Origin of the sequence: Pseudarthrobacter sp. NamB4, from assembly GCF_005796185.1 — a bacterium.
Taxonomy (GTDB): Bacteria; Actinomycetota; Actinomycetes; order Actinomycetales; family Micrococcaceae; genus Arthrobacter.
Window position 1 is genome coordinate 48,052 of the sequence record NZ_VAHM01000013.1, and the last position, 22,066, is coordinate 70,117.

The 22,066-nt window shown below is 66.2% G+C and carries 19 protein-coding genes and 2 tRNA genes; 5 read left to right on the top strand and 16 right to left on the bottom strand.

Annotated features, from left to right (window positions below; translation table 11 throughout):
- The first annotated feature begins 4 nt into the window (after positions 1–4).
- Together FDW81_RS13080 and FDW81_RS13085 are read left to right on the top strand one after the other, a co-directional pair.
- Positions 5–1,234, top strand: a complete 1,230-nt coding sequence (locus tag FDW81_RS13080) for an aminotransferase class I/II-fold pyridoxal phosphate-dependent enzyme (RefSeq protein WP_240720261.1) — start codon at positions 5–7, stop codon at positions 1,232–1,234.
- Positions 1,234–2,019, top strand: coding sequence for a spermidine synthase (locus FDW81_RS13085; protein ID WP_171027208.1), 786 nt, complete (start codon positions 1,234–1,236; stop codon positions 2,017–2,019). The genes FDW81_RS13080 and FDW81_RS13085 overlap by 1 nt, the downstream gene beginning before the upstream one ends.
- A 38-nt stretch (positions 2,020–2,057) precedes the next feature.
- Here the strand turns inward: FDW81_RS13085 and rsmD are convergent, their stop codons facing one another.
- The 4 genes from rsmD to thiL are packed head-to-tail and all read right to left on the bottom strand — an operon-like array spanning position 2,058 to position 6,964.
- The gene (gene rsmD, locus FDW81_RS13090; RefSeq protein ID WP_138134621.1) at positions 2,058–2,702 is read right to left on the bottom strand and encodes a 16S rRNA (guanine(966)-N(2))-methyltransferase RsmD; all 645 of its coding nucleotides are present in this window, start codon (positions 2,700–2,702) and stop codon (positions 2,058–2,060) included.
- A 45-nt stretch (positions 2,703–2,747) separates the two neighbouring features.
- Positions 2,748–5,015 carry an ATP-dependent DNA helicase RecG gene (locus FDW81_RS13095; protein ID WP_138134622.1) on the bottom strand — a complete coding sequence of 756 codons (2,268 nt, stop codon included), beginning with the start codon at positions 5,013–5,015 and terminating at the stop codon, positions 2,748–2,750.
- Positions 5,005–5,991, bottom strand: coding sequence for a DAK2 domain-containing protein (locus FDW81_RS13100; RefSeq protein WP_138134623.1), 987 nt, complete (start codon positions 5,989–5,991; stop codon positions 5,005–5,007). Before FDW81_RS13100 ends, FDW81_RS13095 begins: the two co-directional genes overlap by 11 nt.
- Before the next feature lie 22 nt (positions 5,992–6,013).
- Positions 6,014–6,964 carry a thiamine-phosphate kinase gene (gene thiL, locus FDW81_RS13105; protein ID WP_138134677.1) on the bottom strand — a complete coding sequence of 317 codons (951 nt, stop codon included), beginning with the start codon at positions 6,962–6,964 and terminating at the stop codon, positions 6,014–6,016.
- A 279-nt stretch (positions 6,965–7,243) separates the two neighbouring features.
- Here thiL and FDW81_RS13110 point away from each other — a divergent pair, with 279 nt between their 5' ends.
- Complete coding sequence (locus tag FDW81_RS13110; protein ID WP_138134624.1) at positions 7,244–7,747, top strand: DUF3515 domain-containing protein; 504 nt, start codon at positions 7,244–7,246, stop codon at positions 7,745–7,747.
- Positions 7,748–7,773: 26 nt separating this feature from the next.
- Here the strand turns inward: FDW81_RS13110 and FDW81_RS13115 are convergent, their stop codons facing one another.
- From FDW81_RS13115 to leuC, 6 genes are all read right to left on the bottom strand, one after another.
- Positions 7,774–8,922 carry a D-alanine--D-alanine ligase family protein gene (locus tag FDW81_RS13115; protein WP_138134625.1) on the bottom strand — a complete coding sequence of 383 codons (1,149 nt, stop codon included), beginning with the start codon at positions 8,920–8,922 and terminating at the stop codon, positions 7,774–7,776.
- Between the two features lie 2 nt (positions 8,923–8,924).
- Positions 8,925–9,977, bottom strand: a complete 1,053-nt coding sequence (locus FDW81_RS13120) for an NAD(P)H-dependent glycerol-3-phosphate dehydrogenase (RefSeq protein ID WP_138134626.1) — start codon at positions 9,975–9,977, stop codon at positions 8,925–8,927.
- Positions 9,974–10,750: a 1-acyl-sn-glycerol-3-phosphate acyltransferase gene (locus tag FDW81_RS13125; RefSeq protein WP_138134627.1), complete on the bottom strand. Its 777-nt coding sequence runs from the start codon at positions 10,748–10,750 to the stop codon at positions 9,974–9,976. Before FDW81_RS13125 ends, FDW81_RS13120 begins: the two co-directional genes overlap by 4 nt.
- A 9-nt stretch (positions 10,751–10,759) precedes the next feature.
- A complete protein-coding gene (gene murA, locus FDW81_RS13130; protein ID WP_138134628.1) occupies positions 10,760–12,085 on the bottom strand; it encodes a UDP-N-acetylglucosamine 1-carboxyvinyltransferase in 1,326 nt (441 codons plus the stop codon).
- A gap of 149 nt (positions 12,086–12,234) precedes the next feature.
- Positions 12,235–12,837: a 3-isopropylmalate dehydratase small subunit gene (gene leuD, locus FDW81_RS13135; protein ID WP_138134629.1), complete on the bottom strand. Its 603-nt coding sequence runs from the start codon at positions 12,835–12,837 to the stop codon at positions 12,235–12,237.
- A 9-nt stretch (positions 12,838–12,846) separates the two neighbouring features.
- On the bottom strand, positions 12,847–14,301 hold the full coding sequence (leuC, locus tag FDW81_RS13140) for a 3-isopropylmalate dehydratase large subunit (RefSeq protein WP_138134630.1): 1,455 nt from the start codon (positions 14,299–14,301) through the stop codon (positions 12,847–12,849).
- Between the two features lie 113 nt (positions 14,302–14,414).
- Here leuC and FDW81_RS13145 point away from each other — a divergent pair, with 113 nt between their 5' ends.
- Together FDW81_RS13145 and FDW81_RS13150 are read left to right on the top strand one after the other, a co-directional pair.
- On the top strand, positions 14,415–15,134 hold the full coding sequence (locus tag FDW81_RS13145; protein ID WP_009356552.1) for an IclR family transcriptional regulator: 720 nt from the start codon (positions 14,415–14,417) through the stop codon (positions 15,132–15,134).
- A 66-nt stretch (positions 15,135–15,200) separates the two neighbouring features.
- Positions 15,201–15,779: a DUF1697 domain-containing protein gene (locus FDW81_RS13150; protein ID WP_138134631.1), complete on the top strand. Its 579-nt coding sequence runs from the start codon at positions 15,201–15,203 to the stop codon at positions 15,777–15,779.
- Between the two features lie 6 nt (positions 15,780–15,785).
- On the opposite strand, the gene FDW81_RS13155 is transcribed toward FDW81_RS13150, so the two are convergent.
- The 6 genes from FDW81_RS13155 to gltX all read right to left on the bottom strand — a co-directional run bounded on the left by FDW81_RS13155 (position 15,786) and on the right by gltX (position 22,049).
- Positions 15,786–17,402: a GTPase gene (locus tag FDW81_RS13155; RefSeq protein WP_138134632.1), complete on the bottom strand. Its 1,617-nt coding sequence runs from the start codon at positions 17,400–17,402 to the stop codon at positions 15,786–15,788.
- Positions 17,399–19,192 (bottom strand): dynamin family protein, encoded by a 1,794-nt coding sequence (locus FDW81_RS13160; RefSeq protein ID WP_370279029.1) that lies wholly within the window; start codon positions 19,190–19,192, stop codon positions 17,399–17,401. The genes FDW81_RS13155 and FDW81_RS13160 overlap by 4 nt, the downstream gene beginning before the upstream one ends.
- A 212-nt stretch (positions 19,193–19,404) precedes the next feature.
- A tRNA-Glu gene (locus tag FDW81_RS13165) sits at positions 19,405–19,480 on the bottom strand.
- Between the two features lie 136 nt (positions 19,481–19,616).
- Positions 19,617–19,688 (bottom strand) — tRNA-Gln (locus FDW81_RS13170).
- Positions 19,689–19,797: 109 nt separating this feature from the next.
- Positions 19,798–20,535 carry an HAD family hydrolase gene (locus FDW81_RS13175; protein WP_138134633.1) on the bottom strand — a complete coding sequence of 246 codons (738 nt, stop codon included), beginning with the start codon at positions 20,533–20,535 and terminating at the stop codon, positions 19,798–19,800.
- Positions 20,535–22,049, bottom strand: coding sequence for a glutamate--tRNA ligase (gene gltX, locus FDW81_RS13180; protein ID WP_138134634.1), 1,515 nt, complete (start codon positions 22,047–22,049; stop codon positions 20,535–20,537). Before gltX ends, FDW81_RS13175 begins: the two co-directional genes overlap by 1 nt.
- Between the last annotated feature and the right edge of the window lie 17 nt (positions 22,050–22,066).

The window sequence follows — 22,066 nt, forward strand, 5'->3', positions numbered from 1 at the left end:
CTGGATGCATTCACCAAGGGAAGTTTCCACCCCCATGGCTACCGCTCCCTGGCAGCGTGCCGCGCTCGGAGCAAATCTCCTGGCCCCCGATGGAGGGCTGGGGGTCACGATTTTTGAAGAAATGACCACGCTGGCAGTCCAGACCGGTGCCATCAACCTGGGCCAGGGGTTCCCGGACGAGGATGGTCCCCTGGAGATCAGGGAAGCGGCCCGGGCCGCCATCGCCGCCGGGGCAAACCAGTACGCACCGGGCAAGGGGGTCCCTGAACTTCGGGAAGCCGTAGCGGCACATCAGCGGCGCTTCTACGGGCTCTCCCCGGACCCGGCAACCGAGGTCATCATCACCACCGGTGCCACCGAGGCCATCGCCGCCTCACTCCTCGCCTTCGCCGGTCCCGGTGACGAGGTGTTGACCCTCGAGCCGTTCTACGATTCCTACGGTGCGCTGATCGGGCTGTGCGGCGCAACCCATGTGACTGCACCACTGCTGGTTCCTGATTTCATGCCGGACATGACAGCCCTGGAGGCTGCCTTCTCGGAACACACGAAGGTAGTGCTCCTCAACAACCCCCACAATCCTACCGGCGCCGTGTTCCCCCGCGAGGTGCTGCAGAAGATCGTGGAACTCGCTATCAGGCACAACAGCATCATCGTCTCGGATGAGGTCTATGAACACCTCACGTTCGGTGCCAGGCACATCCCGGTCGCATCGTTGCCCGCTGCCGCGGAGCGGACCATTACCATTTCTTCCGCGGGGAAGACCTTTTCCCTGACCGGTTGGAAGATCGGCTGGCTGACTGGCCCTGAAAAGCTGGTGTCCGCCGCGCGCACCGTCAAGCAGTTCCTGACCTACAGCTCAGGCACGCCGTTTCAGCAGGCCATCGCCGCCGGACTTGCTTTTCCCGACTCCTTCTTCGAGGGCATTGCCGCCTCCCTCAAAGCTAAGCGCGACATCCTCAGCGAAGGGCTGCGGGCGGCAGGGTTCAATGTTTTTTCCCCGCAGGGGACCTACTTCGTCAACGTCGATACCGAGCCCCTTGGCATCACGGATGCCGTGGACCTGGCCCGGCGGCTTCCCGAACTGGTGGGCGTGGCCGCCATACCGGTCCCGGTCTTCTGCCATCCGGAAGGAGCCGAACGGACCCGGAGCCTGCTTCGCTTCGCCTTTTGCAAACGGACCGAGGTCCTCGAAGAGGCTGCCGGGCGGCTCGCCAGGCTCAGCGGCAGGCTCTGATGGCCGGAGGGCCGGAGGGGCGGACGCGGTTCCTGCGGACCACCGGGCAGCACGCGTCCATAGAACCGGATGCCTTCATCGCCGGCAGCTACGTCCTCCGCATTGGGGGCGCGGAACAGTCCCATGTGAACCTGGCCCGGCCGGAGGAGATCTTTTACGAGTACCTCCGCCGCATCGGACACCTTGTGGACCTTACGGCCCCTGGCGGCCAACCGGTCACCGCACTGCACTTGGGGGCCGGCGCGCTGACCCTGGCCCGGTATATCCAGGGCACCCGGCCGGGGTCGGTGCAGTACGCAGTGGAACTGGAGCGTGAGCTGCTCGATTTTGTCCTGCGGCAACTGCCCCTGCCCGAGGGGACGCAACTGCAGACCGTTATCGGTGACGCAAGGGAATCGCTCACCCGGATTGACCCTGCGCTCCGGTTCGACGTGGTGATCCTGGATATCTTTTCCGGCCCGGACGCGCCTGAACACCTGGCGTGCAGCGGGTTCTACCGGGAGGTGCGGGAGCGGCTAAGCCCTGCCGGGCTGCTGATTGTCAACGTGGGTGATGAACCGGGACTGACGCTGGTCCGGAGCCAGATCGGCGCTATGCGGCAGGCGATGGCAGATGTGGCCGCGGTGGCGGAAGCAGGAATGTTCGAGGGCCGCTACCCCGGGAACATCGTCCTCGCCGGCACCCAGACCCCTTGGCCCCTGGAGTGGACGGCGGAACTTACGGCCCGCGGGCCGCACCCGGCAAGGGTGCTGGCGGGAGTGGACCTTGACCCCTTGGCCAGATGACCGGCGCTAAGGCATACACGGAGCTGAGGGCCGGCCCGCTACTGCTGGCCTTCTGCCACTTGCGAAGCCTCGGAAAGATCGTCACCGTCAACGGCATCTGGGTCAATGGCATCGGGCACGAACGGCTCCGCGAACCATAGCCTTGTTTCCCCGTATTTTCTCTCCGCGAACCGGGTGAGGCCGTCAGGCCACCACGGCTCCGGCGAACGGGACGAGCGCTCAACCACCACCACCGCGCCGGGTGCCAGGTGGGAGCAGAGCTTCTGCAGCACGGCCTGCAGGGCCACCTCCTCCAGCGGGTACGGCGGATCCAGGAAGACAAGGTCCCACATGTCACCCGCGTCTGCGCGGTCCAGGAAGGGCTCGACTTTGGACCGGTGGACAGTAACAGCCTTGCGGCCCAGGACGCCATTAATCAGGTCGGCATTGCGCTGGCAGACTCCGCTTGCCTTGGCATCGGACTCCACCAGGTCCACTGCCGTTGCTCCCCTGCTGCCGCTCTCCACGCCCAGCGAGCCGGAGCCGGCGTAAAGGTCCAGCACGCGCGCTCCCGTGATGACGTTAAAGGCGTCGAGGCGGGAAAAGAGCGCCTCTTTGACCCGGTCGGTGGTGGGCCTCGTAAGGGAACCTGGAACGGCCGTCAGAGGGGTTCCGCCGGCTGCACCTGCGATGATTCGGGTCATGCCATGGTCCTCTCTGCGCCGCCGGGCCCTCCGGTGTGCACCTTACTATCCGCGTTCAAGGAACGCCTCCTTTTCCGGGTTGAGGTACTTCTCGATGGCGTAGGCCAGTTCCGGGCGGCCGGCGAGCGCCGGATCCTCGGCAACAATCTGCTGCGCATCTTCCCGGGCGCGGGCGATCACATCCCCGTGTTCGAGGACCCGGAGCAGCTTCAGGGTGGAGCGTCCGCCTGACTGTGAGGCTCCGAGGATGTCGCCCTCACGCCGCAGTTTCAGGTCCTCCTCGGACAGGGCGAAGCCGTCGGTGGTGGCTGCCACCGCCTCCAGCCTGCGCCGGCTGGGATGGCCGGGCTCAAGTGAAGTGACCAGCAGGCAGGTTCCCGGCAGCCCGCCGCGCCCCACCCTGCCGCGGAGCTGGTGCAGCTGGGAAATCCCGAACCGGTCGGCATCGAGGATGACCATCAAGGTGGCATTGTGGACGTCCACACCCACCTCGATCACGGTGGTGGAGACGATCAGCTTGGTGCGGTTGGCAGCGAAGTCATCCATGACACCGAACTTCACGTCGGCCTCCTGCCGGCCATGAAGCGGCGCCAGGGGGACCCCTGCCAGCGCGGGCTCCTCCAGCAAATGCCCGACGACGGCCGTCACCGATGCGAGTTCGCGCCCGCCGTCATCCTCGCTGTCCGCTTCCGGAGGTGCCGCCTCCCCCGGACTGAAATCGCCGTCGTCGTCCGTTCCGATCCTGGGGCAGACAACGTACACCTGGTGCCCCGCGTCAATTTCCTCGCGGGCGCGCTGCCAAATCCGGCGCACCCAGCCCGGATTCTCGGCGAGCCCCACCAGGTGGGTGGCGATCGGCGCCCGGCCGGCGGGCAACTCGTCCAGCACCGATGTTTCGAGGTCGCCGAAGACCGTCATGGCGACAGTACGCGGGATGGGGGTTGCCGTCATGACGAGCAGGTGCGGAGGCTTCCGGGCTTTGGCCCGCAGGGCATCGCGCTGCTCCACGCCGAAGCGGTGCTGCTCATCCACGACGATCAGGCCGAGATCGTAGAAAGTGACATTCTCGCTCAGCAGGGCATGCGTACCGATGACGATGCCGGCCGTCCCTGAGGCGGCATCGAGGAGCGCCTGCTTGCGTGCGGCTGTGGGCATGGAGCCTGTGAGCAGTGTGACCTGGACGGAGGCGCCCGCTGTCCCGCCCAGCAGTCCGTCACTGGACAGGGGTCCCAGGGTGCGGCGGATCGATTCGAAATGCTGGGCGGCGAGGACTTCCGTTGGAGCGAGCAGGACAGCCTGCCCACCGGCGTCGACAACCTGCAGCATGGCCCGGAGCGCCACCACTGTTTTGCCCGAGCCCACCTCACCCTGCAGCAGCCGGTTCATGGGGATGTCCCTGGCCAGTTCGGCTGCGAGGGTGTCACCGACTGCGGCCTGCCCGGCTGTCAGCGTGAACGGAAGCGCGGCATCGAAACTGGCCAGCAGTCCCTGCGAAACCGGCCGCCGGGCGGTGGCTTCCTCTGAGGCAAGCTGGGCCCGGCGCCGGGCCAGGGCAGACTGCAGTACCAGGGCTTCCTGGTACCGGAAACGGCGGCGCGCCTGCTGCCAGTCTGCCGCTGACTCGGGCGCGTGGATGAGCCGGTAGGCGTCCGGGACCGGCAGGAACTTCTCCCGGGCCGCGACGGCGGGGGGCACCGGGTCCGGCAGAGACTCAAGATCCACAGTTTCGAGCAGTGTTGAGACGGCTTTTTGGATTTTCCAGCTGGGAAGCTTCGCGGTCGCCGGATAAACGGGGATGGGCATGGCTGCCAATTTTTCCGGGTCACTGCCGTCCCCGCTGAACGGGTCGTCGTCCAGCAGCTGGTAGTCGGGGTTGGTGAGGCCAAGGGTCCCCTTGAAGGATGTGACCTTGCCGGAAAAAAGCGCCCGCCGGCCCTGGAGCAGCTCCGCTTGCGCCTTATAGCCGTTGAAGAAACTGATCTTGAGCGTGCCCGGCGCTTTGCCGCGGTAGTCCGTGCCGCCCACCAGCCGAAGCCCCTGCCTCCCGTCGTCGTCGGAAACAACGACGTCGGTGATGGTGCCGCGGCGTGCCTGCATCCGCCGGGTGCTGCTGGACAGCACCCGTGCTATCAGGGTGACTTCTTCGTCCCGCGGAATCTCGCTGATGGGGGTCAACTCCCCCCGGTTCAGGTAACGGCGGGGGAAGTAGTTGAGCAGCCCCTCCACAGTGGTGATGCCCAGGTGCTTCTCGATGACTGCGGCGGAACGCTTACCCAGCCGGCGTTCCAGCGCCAGGTCCAGCTCAGCGCTCATGCCCGCTGGAGTTCACTGCATCGGTTGCCGGATCACCCGGCAACGCGAGCTCACTGATGCTGATGTTGGCCGGCTCCCCCAGGGACCGGATGATTCCGACTGCCGGCTCTGCGTCAGGAACATGGACGTGGACGCGCCACCGGTAATTGCCGTCGTCGTCCGGCCCGCCGCCAACCTGGCTCATGATGACAGACTCGCCAATCTCATCCAGCCGCTGGCGCAGGGTGGCTGCATTGAGGGGGGAAAGACTGATGGTGCACATGACTTCCACGCCGTCGTCGTCAGGCATTGCTGTATGGATGTGCGGATCGGACACGTCGTACCCGTGCAGCCCGTCGAGGAGTTCGCTTTGGAGTTCCTCTCCCAGGATGGCGGAGCGGAGGCAGTCGAGGATGAGCAGCATGCCAACCCCTCCTGCATCAACAACGTGCGCTGACGCCAGTGCGTCCAGTTGGTCCTCCGTGTGGATGACCGCGGCGAGGGCGCCTTCGACGGCGGCATCCAGGGCAAGGCCCAGGGCGTGATTGCTGTCATCGCCGTTTTGCCCGGCGTCGACGGCTGCGGCGGCACGCGCTGCGGCTTCCATGACGGAAAGCATGGTTCCGGGGACGGGGTCGCTGAGGGCAGACCAGGCACGGATCTGGGCGCGGTTCAGGGCTGCTGCCAGCAGGGTGGAGGTCAGGCGGGTGTGCCCTGCCAACGGCTCTGCCGCTGCGCACAGGAAAACCGACAGAAGGGTTCCGGAGTTGCCGCGGGCCTCTTCCATGGCGGCCTGCCCGGCAGTGGCCAGGACGGCACCCACGTCCATCTGTGCAGGTTCGTCCCCGCCGCTGGTGATAGACCGCGCGGCCGCCCGCACTGTGACGTAAAGGTTTGTGCCGGTGTCCCCGTCGGCCACCGGGAAGATGTTGATGGCATTCAGTCGGTCGCTGTGGTTGCCGAGGGCGGTCTCAGCCTTGCCCAACCACCTCTTCATCGCTTGCGCGTTAGCGGCAACCTTAGTGTGCAAAGTGATCCCATCCCCCGGTGTCAGCGGACCGGCCCGCAATTTTGACGCCCGGGCCTTCATCGATTCCCAGTGCTTGTACTGAGCCTATCGCAGTGAATCCCGGAGGCAGCGGCAGCCCGGAAGGGAATGTGGCCAGCAGTCCATGGTCCTCCCCGCCGCCGAGTACCCATTCCCGGGCATCTGCCGCAAGGAGTCCGGCAGCAGGACGCAGCGTGTCCGCCAGCGTCTGCAACGGACCGGGCTGGAGGTCGACGGCGACCCCGCTGGCTTTCGCCAGCCGCTCCCCGTCGCGCAGCATTCCGTCGGAGATGTCCAGCATGGCTGTGGCGCCGGCGGACCGGGCTGCCGGCCCTGCTGCCAGTGGCGGCCGCGGCCTGCATTGGAGTTCCACGAGTGCGCGCTGTTCACCGGTAAGGTTCTCCACGTGCACCTTTGATTCCAGCAGTGCGAGTCCTGCGGCCGCATGCCCTACAGTGCCGGCCAGGGCCAGGATATCCCCGGGTTTGGCTCCGGACCTCAGGACGGGCTGGCCGCCGTCGAGGGTTCCGAGCACGGCCACCGTTACCGATATCTCTGTCCCCCGCCCCAGGTCGCCGCCGGCCACCGAACAGTTGGCTGCACCCAGCTCCCTGATGCCGGAGGTGAGACCGTCCGCCAGGTCCTCCACCCAGGCGACGGGGGTGTCGGGGGGAAGGGTGAGGCTGACCACCAGCGAGGTAGCCCTGGCTCCCATGGCGTTGATGTCGCTGAGGTTCTGGGCCGCAGCCTTCCAGCCAACATCGAAACCGGTGGTCCGGTAGCCATTGGGCCACTGAAGCCGGAAGTCCTGGTCCTGGACCTGGGTGTCGATGCTGATGACCGTCCTGCCGTCCGGAGCCGCCACCACTGCAGCGTCGTCCCCGGGGCCGAGCAGGGTGGCGTCGCCGTGCGCGCCGCCCATCTCGAGACGGGGAAATATCCGTGCCAGCAGTTCACCTTCGGACAGGGCGGAAACCGTCAGCGGCAGCCCGGTAGCCGGCAGGGGGTCATGGTGGCTCCGCCCACTGTGATGCAGGGGCTCTTCAAGATGCAGCGGCCGTTCAGGATGCGGGGACTTTTCAGGCAGCAGGGGCTTTTCTGGCACGCCACTACGCTATCGCGGGCCCCGGACATTGTTGCAGCGCGCCCGGCGGAGGCCGGAGTGTCAGGGCGGGCTCCGCCGCGGCGATAGGCTGGAGAAATGCACCGTCCCCGCCCTTCCCTGCCCCAACGCGCTGCCCGGCTGGCACTGATCGGCACACTCGCGGCCGTTCCGCTGACCTCATGCTCGCCTGCAGTGGACGTGCCGGCCGCCAAGGACGCAGGCAACCCTGCCTGCGCCCCCATGATGGTGGCCTTGCCCGACGCCATCGGGGACTCGCGGCTGCGGAAGACGAACAGCCAGGCCACCGCCGCCTGGGGCGATCCGTCTCTGGTGATCCTGCGCTGCGGTGTTAATGTTCCCGGACCCACCACGGACCGCTGTGTCACCGTCAACGGCATCGACTGGGTCATCAAGGAAGGCGACCCGGTATGGACCCTGACCACGTATGGCCGGGAACCTGCCACGGAGATTCTCATGGACCCGGACAAGATCAGCTCTGCCACCGTGCTGGCCGACCTCGCAGCGGCTGCCGGCAAGATCCCGGCCGCAAGGAACTGTGTAGGCCAGGAAGACCTGCAGAACCTGCCGCCGAGCCAGTAGCGGGTGGGCCCACACGCCGGCGGGGATCAGCGCAGGCCGGTTTTCCGGTTCAGTGCCAGGTAGATCAGCTCATCGATGAGATCTGCATAGGCCAGCCCTGACGCAGCCCACATTTGCGGGTACATGCTCTTGGGCGTGAAGCCGGGCATGGTGTTGATCTCGTTGATGATGAGTTCACCGGCGGGCGTGTAGAAGAAGTCGACGCGGCTCAGGCCCTCGGCGCCAACAGCATCAAAGGCCGCCGCTGCAAGCTCCCGGACCCGGGCGATGGCTTCCTCCGGTATGTCCGCGGGGCAGCTGAGCGAGGCGGCGTCGTCCTCCACGTACTTGGCGTTGAAGTCATAGAACTCGTGCGTTCCACCGGCCACGGAGATCTCTCCGGGCATGGAGGTCCGGGGCGCGTCAGTGCCCCTGCCTTCCAGGACGGCACATTCGATTTCGCGGCCCGTAATGCCGGCCTCGATGACGAGTTTGAGGTCGTGCCGGCGGGCTTCCTCGATGGCTGCGTCCAGCTCCGCCAGGGAATCCACCTTGGAGATGCCCATTGATGATCCGGCCCGGGCGGGTTTGACGAAGACGGGATATCCCAGCCGGTCAACCTGTTTGCGGACCGCTTCCGGGTCTTTGCGCCACTGCCTGTCCGTAACGGCCACATAAGGACCCACGTTCAGTCCGGCGGCCTCAAACACCACCTTCATGAAGTGCTTGTCCATGCCGACGGCGGAGGCCAGGACGCCTGCGCCGACGTAGCGGGTGTCGGAAAGTTCCAGCAGCCCCTGGATGGTTCCGTCCTCGCCGAAGGGTCCATGGAGCAGCGGAAAAACAACGTCCACGGCACCGAGTTCCTTGGGAACCTCGTTCGGGGATGCCACGATCAGCTGCTGCTCACCTCCGATTTCTGCCAGCGTCACGGTCTGCGGCGACGGCGGCACTTCCGGCAGGGAGGTTGCGGCAAGGGACCACTGGGCGGTGTCGGGGGCCATCAGCACCCATTGCCCGGACTTGGCGATCCCGATGGGGATCACCTCGTATTTATCCTGGTTGATGGCGCTGAGAACCCCGGCGGCCGTCACGCAGCTCACGGCATGCTCGCTGGAGCGGCCGCCGAAAAGTACAGCCACGCGGGGCTTCGTCCGCCGGGTGGGTTCCCCTGGGGCCAGGTTGTCGTGGGACATCGTCAGTAATCGCCTTCAGGTTTCAGTTCCCGGGACAGCAGGACGGGCCCCAGTTGGTCAACGGACAGCTTGCCGGCCAGAACGGCAACGACGGCGGCAGTGATGGGCATCTCGACACCCAGCTTGCCTGCAAGTTCATGGACGGCCTGGCCCGATTTTATGCCCTCGGCAGTCTGGGTCATCTTCTGTCCCACCTGCTCCAGCGTAAGTCCCTGGCCCAGCAGGCGGCCGGCGGTGTGGTTGCGGGACAGCGGCGAGGAGCAGGTGGCCACGAGGTCACCCAGCCCGGCCAGGCCTGCCATCGTCTTGGCTTCACCGCCAAGGGCGAGGGCGAGCCGGGATGTCTCCGCAAGGCCGCGGGTGATGACCGAGGCCTTGGTGTTGTCCCCCATCTGCTTGCCCTCGCAAATGCCGACGGCCAGCGCAATGACGTTCTTGACGATCCCGCCGATTTCCACGCCCACGATGTCGGCGGTGGTGTAAGGGCGGAAGTAGGGAGCAGTGCAGGTCCTGGCGAGCCAACCGGCAGCGGCAGGATCGGTACACGCCACCACCGAAGCGGTAGGTTCTTCCCGGGCAATTTCCATGGCAAGGTTTGGTCCGGAGACAACGGCAATGCGCTCCGTGGGCAGGCCCAGTTCTTCGCTGATGACCTCGCTCATCCGCGCGTCGGTGCCCAGCTCCAGGCCCTTCATCAGGGAAACGACCATCGCGTCGGGGGCGATCATGTCCTTCCACTCACGCAGCTGCGGCCGAAGGGACTGGGCCGGAACCGCGATGACCACGAGGTCGGCACCGTCCAGTACCGCCGCGACATCAGTGGAGGCCCTGATGCTCCCGGGCAGCGGGATGTCCTTCAGGTACTGCTGGTTGCGGTGCGTGGTGTTGATCTGCTCCACGATTTCAGGACGCCTGCCCCACAGTTTGATGGTCCGCGGATGACCGGTGGCAGCTGCGGCGTCAGCCAGGATCTTGGCGAAGGTTGTTCCCCAGGAACCGGCGCCAAGAACGGCAACCGAACGGGCGGAACCCGTCCGCCTGTTGTCAGCGGTCACGGGGTTTCCGTTCCAGACCCGGCCTGCTGCTGGCCGCCGCGCTCCACGAACCTGCCGTGCTTCGCCTGCTGCTGCTTGGCCGGATCCCACCGCTGCGCGGGAGGTTCCTCTCCCCTGAGCTCTGCCAGGAGGGCGGTGATTGCATCCATGATGGCGTCAGTGGCCGCAGCCAGCGTCGCCTTATCGAGGGGACGTCCGCGGAAGGCGCTCAGGTCCACCGGCTCGCCCACCACCACACGCGATGTCTTGCGGGGGAACAGGTGGAACCGTTTGCCGTAGCGCGGAAAGACCTCGTGGGCCCCCCAGTGGGCGATTGGAACCACAGGAATGCCGCCCTCAAGGGCAAGCCGTGCTGCCCCGGTGTGGCCCTTCATCGGCCACAGGTCCGGGTCGCGGGTCAGGGTGCCTTCGGGATAGATGATGATGGCGCCGCCCTCTGCGACCACCTCCTGGGCGACCTGGAGGGAGCGGTTGGCTCCCGCCGTCGATCGTTCCACCGGTACCTGCTTGGTGGCCCGCAGGACCCAGCCCAGGACCGGAACCTTGAAGAGCCCGGACTTGGCCAGGAAGTGCGGGGCACGTTTCTGGTTATAGAGGAGGTGGCCGATGATCAGGGGGTCAATCTCGGTGCAGTGGTTCGGCGCGGCAATAAACCCTCCCGCAGGCAGCCTTTCGGTGCCTTCCCACTCCTTGTTCATCATGAGGTTGAACAGGGGACGCACTATCGCGGCGACCACCACAAAGGTGGCGCGGCTCTTGGCCGATTCCTTCACTGTGGTCCGCTACTTCGTGGTGGTGATGTCGAAATCGGCACCCAGCCCGGCCAGCTTTTCGGTGAAACGCTCATAGCCGCGGTTGATGATATCGATCCCGGTGACACGTGAGGTGCCGGTCGCCGCCAGCGCGGCGATCAGGTGGCTGAAGCCGCCGCGCAGGTCCGGGACGTCGATGTCGGTTCCCTTGAGCTGGGTGGGACCGGAAATGACGGCGGAGTGGAGGAAGTTGCGCTGGCCGAAGCGGCACGGGACGCTGCCCAGGCATTCGCGGTGAACCTGGATGCTGGCACCCATCCGGATCAGGGCGTCGGTAAAGCCAAAGCGGTTCTCGTACACCGTTTCATGGACGATGGACACGCCTTCGGCCTGGGTCAGGGCCACTACCAGCGGCTGCTGCCAGTCGGTCATGAAGCCAGGGTGCACGTCCGTCTCCAGCACCAGCGGGTTGAGCTTTCCGCCGCGGTGGTAGAAGCGGACGCCGTCCTCGCCGATGTCCATGCCGCCGCCCACCTTGCGGTAGGTGTTCAGGAAGGTCATCATGTCCCGCTGCGAGGCGCCTTCAACGAAGATGTCACCGCGGGTGACCAGGGCAGCGGAGGCCCACGATGCCGACTCGTTGCGGTCGGAGAGCGCGCGGTGGTTGTAGCCGCCGAGGTCGCGGACGCCCTCGATGCGGATGGTGCGGTCCGTCTGGACGCTGATGATGGCGCCCATCTTCTGCAGCACGGCGATGAGGTCGATGATCTCAGGCTCGGTTGCAGCACCGGAAAGCTCTGTGATGCCCTCGGCGCGCGTCGCGCTCAGCAGCACCTGCTCCGTGGCACCGACGGAGGGGTACGGCAGCGAAATCTTGGCCCCGTGCAGGCCCTTCGGCGCCGAGATGTGGATACCGCCGGGGCGCTTCTCCACTACCGCGCCGAACTGGCGCAGGACGTCCAGGTGGTAGTCGATGGGCCGGTCGCCGATCTTGCAGCCGCCGAGGTCCGGGATGAACGCTTCACCAATGGCATGGATCAGCGGCCCGCAGAGCAGGATGGGAATCCGGGAGTCGCCCGCGTGGGCGTCGATCGCGGTGCTGGGCGCCGTCTTGGCCGCCTTCGGATCCAGTGTGAGATCCCCGTTGACTGGGTCCTTCTCCACTGTCACGCCGTGCAGCTGCAGGAGGGAGGTGACCACCTCCACGTCCTTGATCTCCGGAACGTTCCGCAACACCGACGGTTCGTTGCCCAGCAACGCTGCCACCATCGCCTTGGGAACAAGGTTCTTTGCTCCCCGGACGCTGACGCGGCCTGTCAGCGGGACTCCGCCGCGAATTGTCAGAACACTACTCATATACCGGTTTCCTTACGATCATTCGCCCCCAAATACTGGCAAAGGCTCCAACCAAGCATAGGAGGTCGCGTTACCGAACCGAAATAAGCGCGCGACGGCGGCAGGGCGTGGCGCGCCGCCGTGACCCTTGCCAGGGCTGCTTCAGCCCCTCAGGAAAGGCGGGCGGGCAGGGTTTTGGGCAGGAACGCGGGACGGGTTGCTTCATAGGCCGTGATGTCCGCCTCATGCTGCAGGGTCAGTCCGATATCGTCCAGGCCTTCGAGCAGGCGCCAGCGGGTGTAGTCGTCAATGTCGAACGGAGCAACGATGTTCCCGCACACTACCGTCTTGGACACGAGGTCCACGGTGACTTCGGTGCCCGGGGCGTTCTCCAGCTCTTTCCAGATCAGCTCGATGTCGTCCTGGGCCACCTGCGCGGCCAGCAGGCCCTGCTTGCCCGAGTTGCCCCGGAAGATGTCGGCGAACCGGGAGGAAAGCACGGCCTTGAAGCCGTAGTCCTTCAGCGCCCACACTGCATGTTCCCGGGAGGAGCCGGTGCCGAAGTCCGGGCCCGCCACGAGGACGGAACCTGCACTGAAAGGTTCCTGGTTCAGGATGAAGGACGGGTCCTTGCGCCACGCCGAGAACAGGGCGTCCTCGAAGCCGGTGCGGGTGATCCGCTTGAGGTAGACCGCGGGGATGATCTGGTCCGTGTCCACGTTGCTCTGCCGCAGCGGGACGCCGATTCCGGTGTGGGTGGTGAACTTTTCCATGGCGTTGTCCTAGGCTGCGTTGGTGCGGATGGCGGCTGATTCAGGGGACGGATCAAGGTCCGACGGCGAGCTGAGCGTGCCCCGGACGGCGGTGGCTGCAGCAACCACCGGCGAGACCAGGTGCGTGCGGCCGCCCTTGCCCTGGCGCCCTTCGAAGTTGCGGTTCGAGGTGGAGGCACAGCGCTCCCCAACCTCCAGCTGGTCAGGGTTCATGCCCAGGCACATCGAGCAGCCGGCAAAGCGCCATTCCGCTCCAAAGTCCTTGAACACCCGGTCAAGGCCCTCAGCCTCCGCCTCGAGCCGCACGCGCGCGGAGCCGGGCACCACCAGCATGCGGACGTTGGGGTCCTTCTGGCGGCCGCGGATGATGTCCGCGGCGGCCCGCAGGTCCTCCATGCGGGAGTTGGTGCAGGAGCCCAGGAACACGGTGTCCACCCGGATTTCCTTCATGGGCGTGCCGGCTTCGAGGCCCATGTACTGCAGGGCACGTTCCGCAGCTGCCTTGGCGTTCTCGTCACCGAAGTCCTCGGGTGACGGCACGGCTTCGGACAGGGAGACGCCCTGGCCGGGGTTGGTGCCCCAGGTGACGAAAGGCTCAAGCGTGTCGGCGTCCAGATCCACCTGTGCATCGAAGACCGCACCGTCGTCGGTGCGCAGCGTGTTCCAGTACTCGACGGCGGCGTCCCAGTCAGCGCCCTGCGGTGCGTGCGGACGGCCCTTCATGTACTCGTAGGTGGTCTCGTCCGGCGCCACCATGCCTGCGCGGGCGCCTGCCTCGATGGACATGTTGCAGATGGTCATGCGCGCTTCCATGGACAGGGCGCGGATGGCTGAGCCGCGGTATTCCAGGACGTAGCCCTGGCCGCCGCCGGTGCCGATCTTCGCGATGACCGCCAGGATGATGTCCTTGGCGGTAACCCCGGGACGCAGCGTTCCCTCGACGTTGATGGCCATCGTCTTGAACGGCTTCAGGGACAGCGTCTGGGTGGCCATGACGTGCTCCACCTCGGAGGTTCCAATACCCATGGCCAGCGCACCGAAGGCACCGTGGGTGGAGGTGTGGGAGTCGCCGCAGACAACGGTCATGCCCGGCTGGGTCAGGCCCAGCTGCGGACCAACGACGTGCACGATCCCCTGCTCGGCGTCGCCCAGGCTATGCAGCCGGACGCCAAACTCGGCACAGTTGTTGCGCAGCGTCTGGATCTGCGTCCGGCTGGTCAGGTCGGCGATAGGCTTATCGATGTCCAGCGTAGGAGTGTTGTGGTCCTCCGTGGCGATGGTCAGGTCCGGCCGGCGCAGCTTCCTGCCGGCCAGTCGCAGGCCTTCGAACGCCTGCGGGGACGTGACCTCGTGGACCAGGTGAAGGTCGATGAAGAGAAGGTCGGGCTGGGCGTTGGCTCCGTCGCCGTCGCCTTTGCGCACCACGTGTGCGTCCCAAACTTTCTCGGCCAATGTCTTTGCCATGGCCATCTCCCTTCACTGCTGTTTGGCTGATGAGATCCACTGAACCAGTACCGCTTCGTACTGCGCCAGCCGAAAGATTTGCATCTCAGATATTGAGACGGCAATATCATTACATGGACAATTCTAGTGGAGTCGGTGTCATTGATAAAGCGGCCCAGGTGCTTGATGCACTCGAAGCCGGCCCCACTACTCTGGCGCAGCTGGTGGCGGCCACCGGCCTTGCCCGGCCCACTGTCCATCGCCTTGCCCTTGCCCTGGTCCATCACCGGCTGGTGAGCCGCGACATCCAGGGGCGCTTCGTCCTGGGCAGCCGCCTGGTTGAGCTGGCATCCGCTGCCGGCGAGGACCGTTTGATTGCTTCCGCCGGCCCAGTGTTGATGCAGCTGCGCGACGCCACGGGCGAGAGCGCCCAGATCTTCCGGCGGCAGGGCGACTGGCGCGTCTGCGTCGCCTCCGCCGAGCGCCCGATCGGCCTGCGGGATACCATCCCCGTGGGCACCCAGCTGTCCATGAAGGCAGGATCGGCCGCCCAGGTGCTGCTCGCCTGGGAGGACCACGACCGCCTGCTCGAGGGGCTGCAGTCGGCCCGTTTCACGCCTACTGTCCTGGCAGGCGTACGACGGCGGGGCTGGGGCCAGAGCCTTGGCGAACGTGAGCCGGGGGTTGCGTCAGTCTCGGCGCCGGTGCGGGGACCTTCCGGCCGGGTCATTGCGGCTGTTTCGATTTCCGGCCCCATCGAACGCCTCACCCGCCAACCCGGGCGGCTGCATGCGGAAGTGGTCTGCAACGCGGGCCGGATCCTCACCGAGGCCCTCCGCAAAAACAACGACTGACGCGGGAACAACGGCTCCTGCCGCCGCCGCCCTGACCCGGGCCCCGCCGGCGCTAGGCTTTTTGCCATGGGCAGCTATGCAGTCTTCCTCCGCGGCATCAACGTCGGCGGCATCACCATCAAGATGGGGGACCTCCGGGAGGCATTGAAGGGCTGCGGTTTTCCAGATGCCAGAACTCTCCTGGCCAGCGGAAACGTGGTGCTGACCAGCAGCCTGGATGCCCCCGCGGTCAAGCAGGAATGCGAGAAGTGCCTGCGGAGCGGGTTCGGTTATGACGCCTGGGTGGTGGTCCTGGACGCAGCCCGGGTGGCAGAACTGGTGGCTGCCTGCCCCTACCCGGACAACGACAAAGCCACGCACACCTACATCACGCTTTCCTCTGATGAAGCAACCCTCGATGAACTCGACAAAGCAGGGGCGGGGCTTGAGGGCCATCAGCAGAAGAGGCTGGGACCCGAGGCTCTCGCGTGGCTGGCCCCTGCCGGCGGAACACTCGACAGCCCCTTCAGCAAGATCTCGGCCAAGCCCCGGTTCAAGTCCGCCACCACAACCCGCAATCTGCGGACCCTGGTCAAAGTGCGGGATGCAGCTGCGGATCCCGCGGCCGCAGGAAGCCAGGAAACTGCAGCCCCTCCCGCCCGCTGAACGCAGTTAACCGGCGGCAGCTGTCTTCAAGGCGGCACTGAAGGCAGCCTGCCTGCTGACTTCCACCTCCACCGGTTCCACCACGAGTTCCTGGGCCACCGCGGCCACGGCGGCGTTGAGCCGTTTCCGCGCTTTCGCCGCCCGTGCATTCGCGGCCGCGGCTGCCATGAACCGACCGGTAACAGCAAGGAAAATCCCCAGTACCACCCCGCCGGCGATCATCAGCGTAGGGACCGGCCAGCCTTCCACCCGGGGCACCTCCGGCACCGGCATCTGGAAATACCCCAGTGCCGCCAGGACGCCGAGCCACCCCAGTCCACCGAGCACCGTGAGCAGCGCCAGCCACTGAATGACGTTGAACATCCCCCACCACCAGGACTTCCGGTCGGCGGCGAGGTCCGTTCCCGCGATGGCCTGGTCAAGTGCGTCCGGCAGCCGTTCCCTGCCCTCCCGTGCGGCTGCCCGGATGGCAGCACGCCAGGGACCGGAGGCGCCGGCGCTGGCCGCGTCAGCGAATTCCCGCACCGCCGCATCCGTGCGCGCCCGTTCCGGCGCCCCGGCCGCCGGCAGGGAGGTGCGGTTCAGTTCTGACGGTGCGGTGCTGCGGAGATTGAGCCGCCGCAGCGGGTCTGCCCGGAACCTGGAGAGCCACCTGGTCACGGGCCAGCCCGTGCGCCTGACTGATTCCAGGCGGTAGGACTGTCCTACCGCCCGGACTACTACCGGAACGTTGGCTGCCACCGCCAGCTCCTCCGCGAGGCGCCGTGTTGAGGCAGGCCTAACGCCTGCGGCAGTCCCGTCGCCGGAAGCGGCACCGAGTTCCGCCGAAGCCTTCGTGATATCGGCGGCAAGGCGCTGCGACTGGGCTTTCCGCTTGACGCCCACACCGCGGATGGCTGCCCGGACCTGGTCAACGCCCGCCCCGGTCAGGGCGGACGCCGCGAGGACCTGGACCTTGCCAAGGCCGTCGCGGGCAAGGATTGACCGCAGGGACTCCATGACGGGCTGCACGTCGCGATCCGGCAGCCGGTCCACCTGGTTCAAAACCACCAGGGTCACCGCCCCATGGGAAGCCAAACGGGACAGGAAGTCATTGTGCACTGCCGCATCCGCATACTTCTGCGGGTCAAGGACCCACACCAGGACGTCCACCAGCCCTACCATCCGCTGCACCACTTCCCGGTTGGAAGCCTCGGTGGAATCGAAGTCGGGAAGGTCCAGCAGGATCAGGCCGGTGCCCTCATCAGCGAATCCCTCCACTGCAGCGGCGTGGTGGCGGTTGCGGACCCCCAGCCAGTCCAGCAGCGGTTCGCTGCCTTCAGCTCCCCATACCCCTGCCAAAGGCTCGGACGTCGTGGGACGCCGGGCGGCCGCCGTCGCGATTTCTGCTCCGCTGACCGCATTGAAAAGGGAGGACTTGCCGCTTCCGGTGGCGCCGAAGAAGCCGACGACGGTGTGCTCGGCAGACAGGGAGCGCCGTGAACTGGCACGCTCCAGGACGCTGAAAACCTCCTGCAGGGACTCGTCGGGGAGCACCCCTTCGCCGAGTTGCCGTGCATCGTTGAGGGCCGAGAGACGGCGGTCCAGCCGGGATGATTCACGGGTGTCGCTGTGCCGGCTCATCCGCGGTCCGCCAGCCGGGCCAGTGCGTCCGCGTGCGCGGCCAACGCCTCCGGTGTCCGCTCATCGCGTTCAGGCAGGCGGGACAGGAACTTCTGCCGCTCTTCCTGCAGCAGGCGCTGGCAGCGCATGTGAAGGTCCTCCCGGGCCTTCTCGGCCATGCGCCGGACCGCGTCCTCACCGAAGACTGCCTCCAGCAGACGCTGGCCCACGACGGCGGTACCTCCTGCCACGCCTACCTCCAGTCCTGTCAGTCCCGCCGTCATGGAAAACACCACGATCATCAGGGCTGCGCCCAGGCCGTTGATGCCAAAGGACAGCCAGCGCGCCTGGGTGCGTTTTCCCTGGCCTTCGGTGCGGATCAGTTCCATCAGCGCTTCCTGCCAGGCCCTTATTTCCGCGGCGGCCCGCTCCTCGAAGCCCGGCGTTGTTCCCGAGAGGTCGTCTGTTCCCAGGAGCTGGCGCCCGGCGGCGTCGGTGCGCCAGCGCTGGTCCGTGTCCTCGGCGGCATTGGCCGCTTCGTCGACGATGACTGCCTGCAGGCCTGTCTCGATGGCTGCTTCCACCCTCACCGCGGGGGGCGGCTCGCCCCGGAAGAAGGCCCCCACCCGGTCACGGAACCGGCCCACGTTCTGCTCGAGGGTGCGGAAGAACTCCCCCGTGCCCACGAAATCCTGCCAACGGGCGAGCACTTCTCCCCGTAGGAGCGCACCGTCCCTGGTCGAATCCAGGATCCGTTCGGCGGCGTCCCGGTAAGCTGCGACGGCGGCAGACTCCAGGGCGTCTGCTGCATGGTGCTGATCCCGGGCCGCCTGTCCCACTGCCGAGACCCGGCCCGCCAGCGCCCTGACAGTACCGTTCAATGTGCGCCGGGCAATGTCGGACCGGCCGGCAGCGTCGGCAGCCAGTTCCGCCAGCCATGTCTTCAGCGGCAGGACGGTCCCGGCGGGCAGCATGCCCAAGGAATCGAGGTCGGTTTCCGGTATGACGAAGAGCTGGGCTGAGCCCAGGCCTTCGCGGCCCAGGAGTCTGCGCAGGTCCTCGCTGACCTCTGCCTCGGCGCCCGCCGGCACTCTGTCCAGGACTACGCCCACCATGATGTCCCGTGAGGCGGCATCCAGGAGGAGTTTCCAGGGGACGGCGTCAGCGTAGCGGTTGGCGGTGGTGACAAAGATCCACAGGTCGGCAGCGGCCAGGAGCTGTGCGGCCAGTTTGCGGTTGTCGTCTGAGATGGAGTCGACGTCAGGAGCGTCCAGGACCGCGATTCCGGCCGGAACGCCGTGGTCGGCCACAAGCACAAGGGAAGACATGGCGCCCGCGTCCGGGGCCGCGCCGGCCCGGCTGGCCGGTACCGGACTGCCGGTGACGGAGCCCCGGATCCTGCTTAGGCTGGGCAGGACCCGCTGGCCTTCAAACCATGCGGCTTCCGAGGGGTGGTGCAGGAGGATCGGCTGCCGGGTGGTGGGGCGGATGGCCCCGGAACGGGTAACAGGGTGGCCCACGATGCCGTTGACGAGCGTTGACTTCCCGGCGCCCGTGGAACCGCCGACGACGGCCAGGAGCGGCGCGTCAAGGCTGCGGTACCGCGGGAGGATGTAGTCGTCGAGCTGGGCTACTGCGCTGGCGGCTTCGCGCCTGGCCTGTTCCGCACCAGGCAAGGCCAGCGGCAAAGTTGCGCCGGCCAAGGCGTCGCGCACTTCCTCCAGCAGTGTCACGGCTGCCGGTGCAGTACCGCCGTAGGACGGCGCCGCTGGCAAACCCTGTAGGTCATCGTGCTCGCTGGATGAGGTCACAGGATCATCATGCCAGTTCAGGCACCCAGGGTTCGCGGTTCCGGCGCGCCTGCAGCTGCTGCCCCGCATGGGCTTGCGCAAAGTTGACGGGACCGAGCTCGTGACACAGCCAGGCCATATACACGTTTCCTCCCATAACCATCCATGCAGCAGCGGCAGGAAGGATCGTGGAAACAAAAACGGTCCCGGGCATATGCCCGGGACCGTTTCCTTGGTGACCCCAGCGGGATTCGAACCCGCGTTACCGCCGTGAGAGGGCGGCGTACTAGGCCGCTATACGATGGGGCCGTGTACTTTACCGTACTTTTTTAGCGTTTCCGCTGGTCAAGCTCAGTGATTGTTTCACACACTTCGCTCTGGTTTCAAATCGGCGGACCGGCTGAAACCTTCTGTTCTGAACACTGAAACAGTCATCAAACCAGAGCTGGGATACCAGGACTCGAACCTAGAATGACGGTACCAGAAACCGTAGTGTTGCCAATTACACCATATCCCAATGGTACTTTCGGGCCGGTTTTCAGGGGCTTTCCCCTGCTCCGTGCGCCTCAGCACGAGAAATTACTTTACCCGACACTTCCGGCCCGCACAAATCGGAGCACTGTGATCTAGGTGACGAGCTCCTCCAGGGAGGCCACCATGCCGCCGTCGAACCCCTCCACCTGCTCCCCCGCCCGGTTCAGCCAGACACCCAGGAGGCCAGCCGCCGTCGAGCCCTCGGCGTCGAGCAGACGGTTGTCGCCCACGTAGAGGGTTTCGCCAGCAGCAGTGCCCAGCAGCCGGACTCCTTCAAGGTAAATGGCCGGATGGGGCTTGGCCACGCCAAGCGTGTCTGTCCCCACCAGGCGCCGTACCCGTTCAAGTCCTGCACCGTCCAGCTTCGCGCGCTGGTAGTCGTGGACGTTGTTGCTGACGGCGCCATAGGGAATGCCCGCCCTGTCAAGCACGTCCAGCAGTGGCATCACGTCCGGAAAGGGCTTCACGTATGCAGGCTGTTTTTCCATGTAGGCCGTCAGCCACTGATGCGATTGCTCACCGTCGCCCAACTCCACCCCGAAGTGGCCCAGGGCAGCCCGGCCGCGCAGCAGGCGCTGTTCGTTGAACGTCAGCTCTCCCGCCAGGTATCGGTCGTAGTAGTGCGTAGTTTCGTGAGTGAAAATGCGTCCGAACCGCTCCCACCCGGCCTGGTCAAGGCCGGGCAGGAGGTGTTCGCTGACTTCCCGCAGGGCGGTGGTCATTGAGAATTCGAGATCCACCAGCGTGTCGTCGATGTCGAACAGGATCCCCCGCACCGTTCCGAAGCGGGTCGAAAGAACACCGGAGGGGGCGGTGCTGGGCGCAGTCATCAGCCGCGGAAGGTCCGGAGCCTGCGGAGGGAGGAGTCCCTGCCCAGGATCACCATGGACTCGAACAGCGGCGGGGAAATGCGCCGGCCGGAGACAGCCGTTCGCACCGGTCCGAAGGCGAGGCGGGGCTTCAGGCCCAGGTCTTCCACGAGCGCCTGCTTGAGGGCTGCCTGAATGCCTTCGGCCGTCCAGTCCTGCACGCCGTCCAGGGCGGTGATGGCCGCGTCCAGGACCTCGCCAAGGTTGGCCGGAAGTCCCTTCCGCGCGTCGTCGGCGATATCGATGGCGTCGTCGTCCTTGAACAGGAAACCGAGCATCTCCGGCGCCTCACCCAGCAGCGTGATGCGCTCCTGGATCAGAGGCGCTGCCTCGGTGAGGACCTCCTCCTGCCGTGCCGTGAGCTGCTCCCCTACGTAACCGGCAGCGCTCAGGTAGGGCACCAGCCGGTCCCGGAAGTCTTGCGGAGCGAGCATCCGAATGTGGGTGCCGTTGATGGCCTCGGCCTTCTTGATGTCAAAGCGCGCCGGGTTGGCCAGCACGTCGTGGACGTCGAAGTTTTCAATGAGCTGGTCCACGGTGAAGATGTCCTCGTCGGCGGAGAGGCTCCAGCCCAGCAGCGACAGGTAGTTGAGGAGGCCCTCGGGTATGAAGCCCCGGTCCCGCAGGAGGAACAGGTTGGACTGCGGATCCCGCTTGGAGAGCTTCTTGTTGCCCTCCCCCATTACGTATGGAAGGTGGCCGAATTCAGGCATGTACTGTGCCACGCCCAGTTCCATGAGCGCCCGGATGAGGACAACCTGGCGCGGCGTGGAGGAAAGCAGGTCCTCCCCGCGCAGCACATGGGTGATGCCCATGAGGGCGTCGTCAACGGGGTTCACCAGCGTGTACAGCGGGGAGCCGTCGGCCCGCACAATGACATAATCCGGAATGCTGCCGGCCTTGAAGGTGATCTCGCCGCGGACGAGGTCGGTGAAGGTGACGTCCTCATCGGGCATCCGGACGCGGAGCACCGGCTTCCGGCCCTCGGACTTGAAGGCCGCCACCTGCTCCTCGCTGAGGTCGCGGTCAAAGTTATCGTAGCCGAGCTTCGGGTCGCGGCCGGCGGCCCGGTGCCGCGCCTCCACTTCCTCCGGGGACGAATAGCACTCGTAGGCGTAGCCGCCCTCGATCAGCTTCGCCACCACGTCCTTGTAGAGGTCCAGGCGCTGCGACTGCCGGTACGGCTCGTGGGGACCGCCAACCTCGACACCCTCATCCCAGCTGATTCCCAGCCACTTCAGGGCTTCCAGCAGTTGTTCGTAGCTCTCCTCCGAGTCGCGAGCTGCGTCCGTGTCCTCGATCCGGAAGACGAAAGTGCCCTTGGTGTGCTTGGCGTGGGCCCAGTTGAACAGCGCCGTGCGGATCAGCCCGACGTGCGGGGTCCCGGTAGGCGAAGGGCAGAACCGGACCCGGACGGGTGTGTCAGCGGAAAGGGAGGGCAGGGAGGCAGCATTCGACGCAGAAGCAGTAGTCATAGTGGCTTCAACTTTAC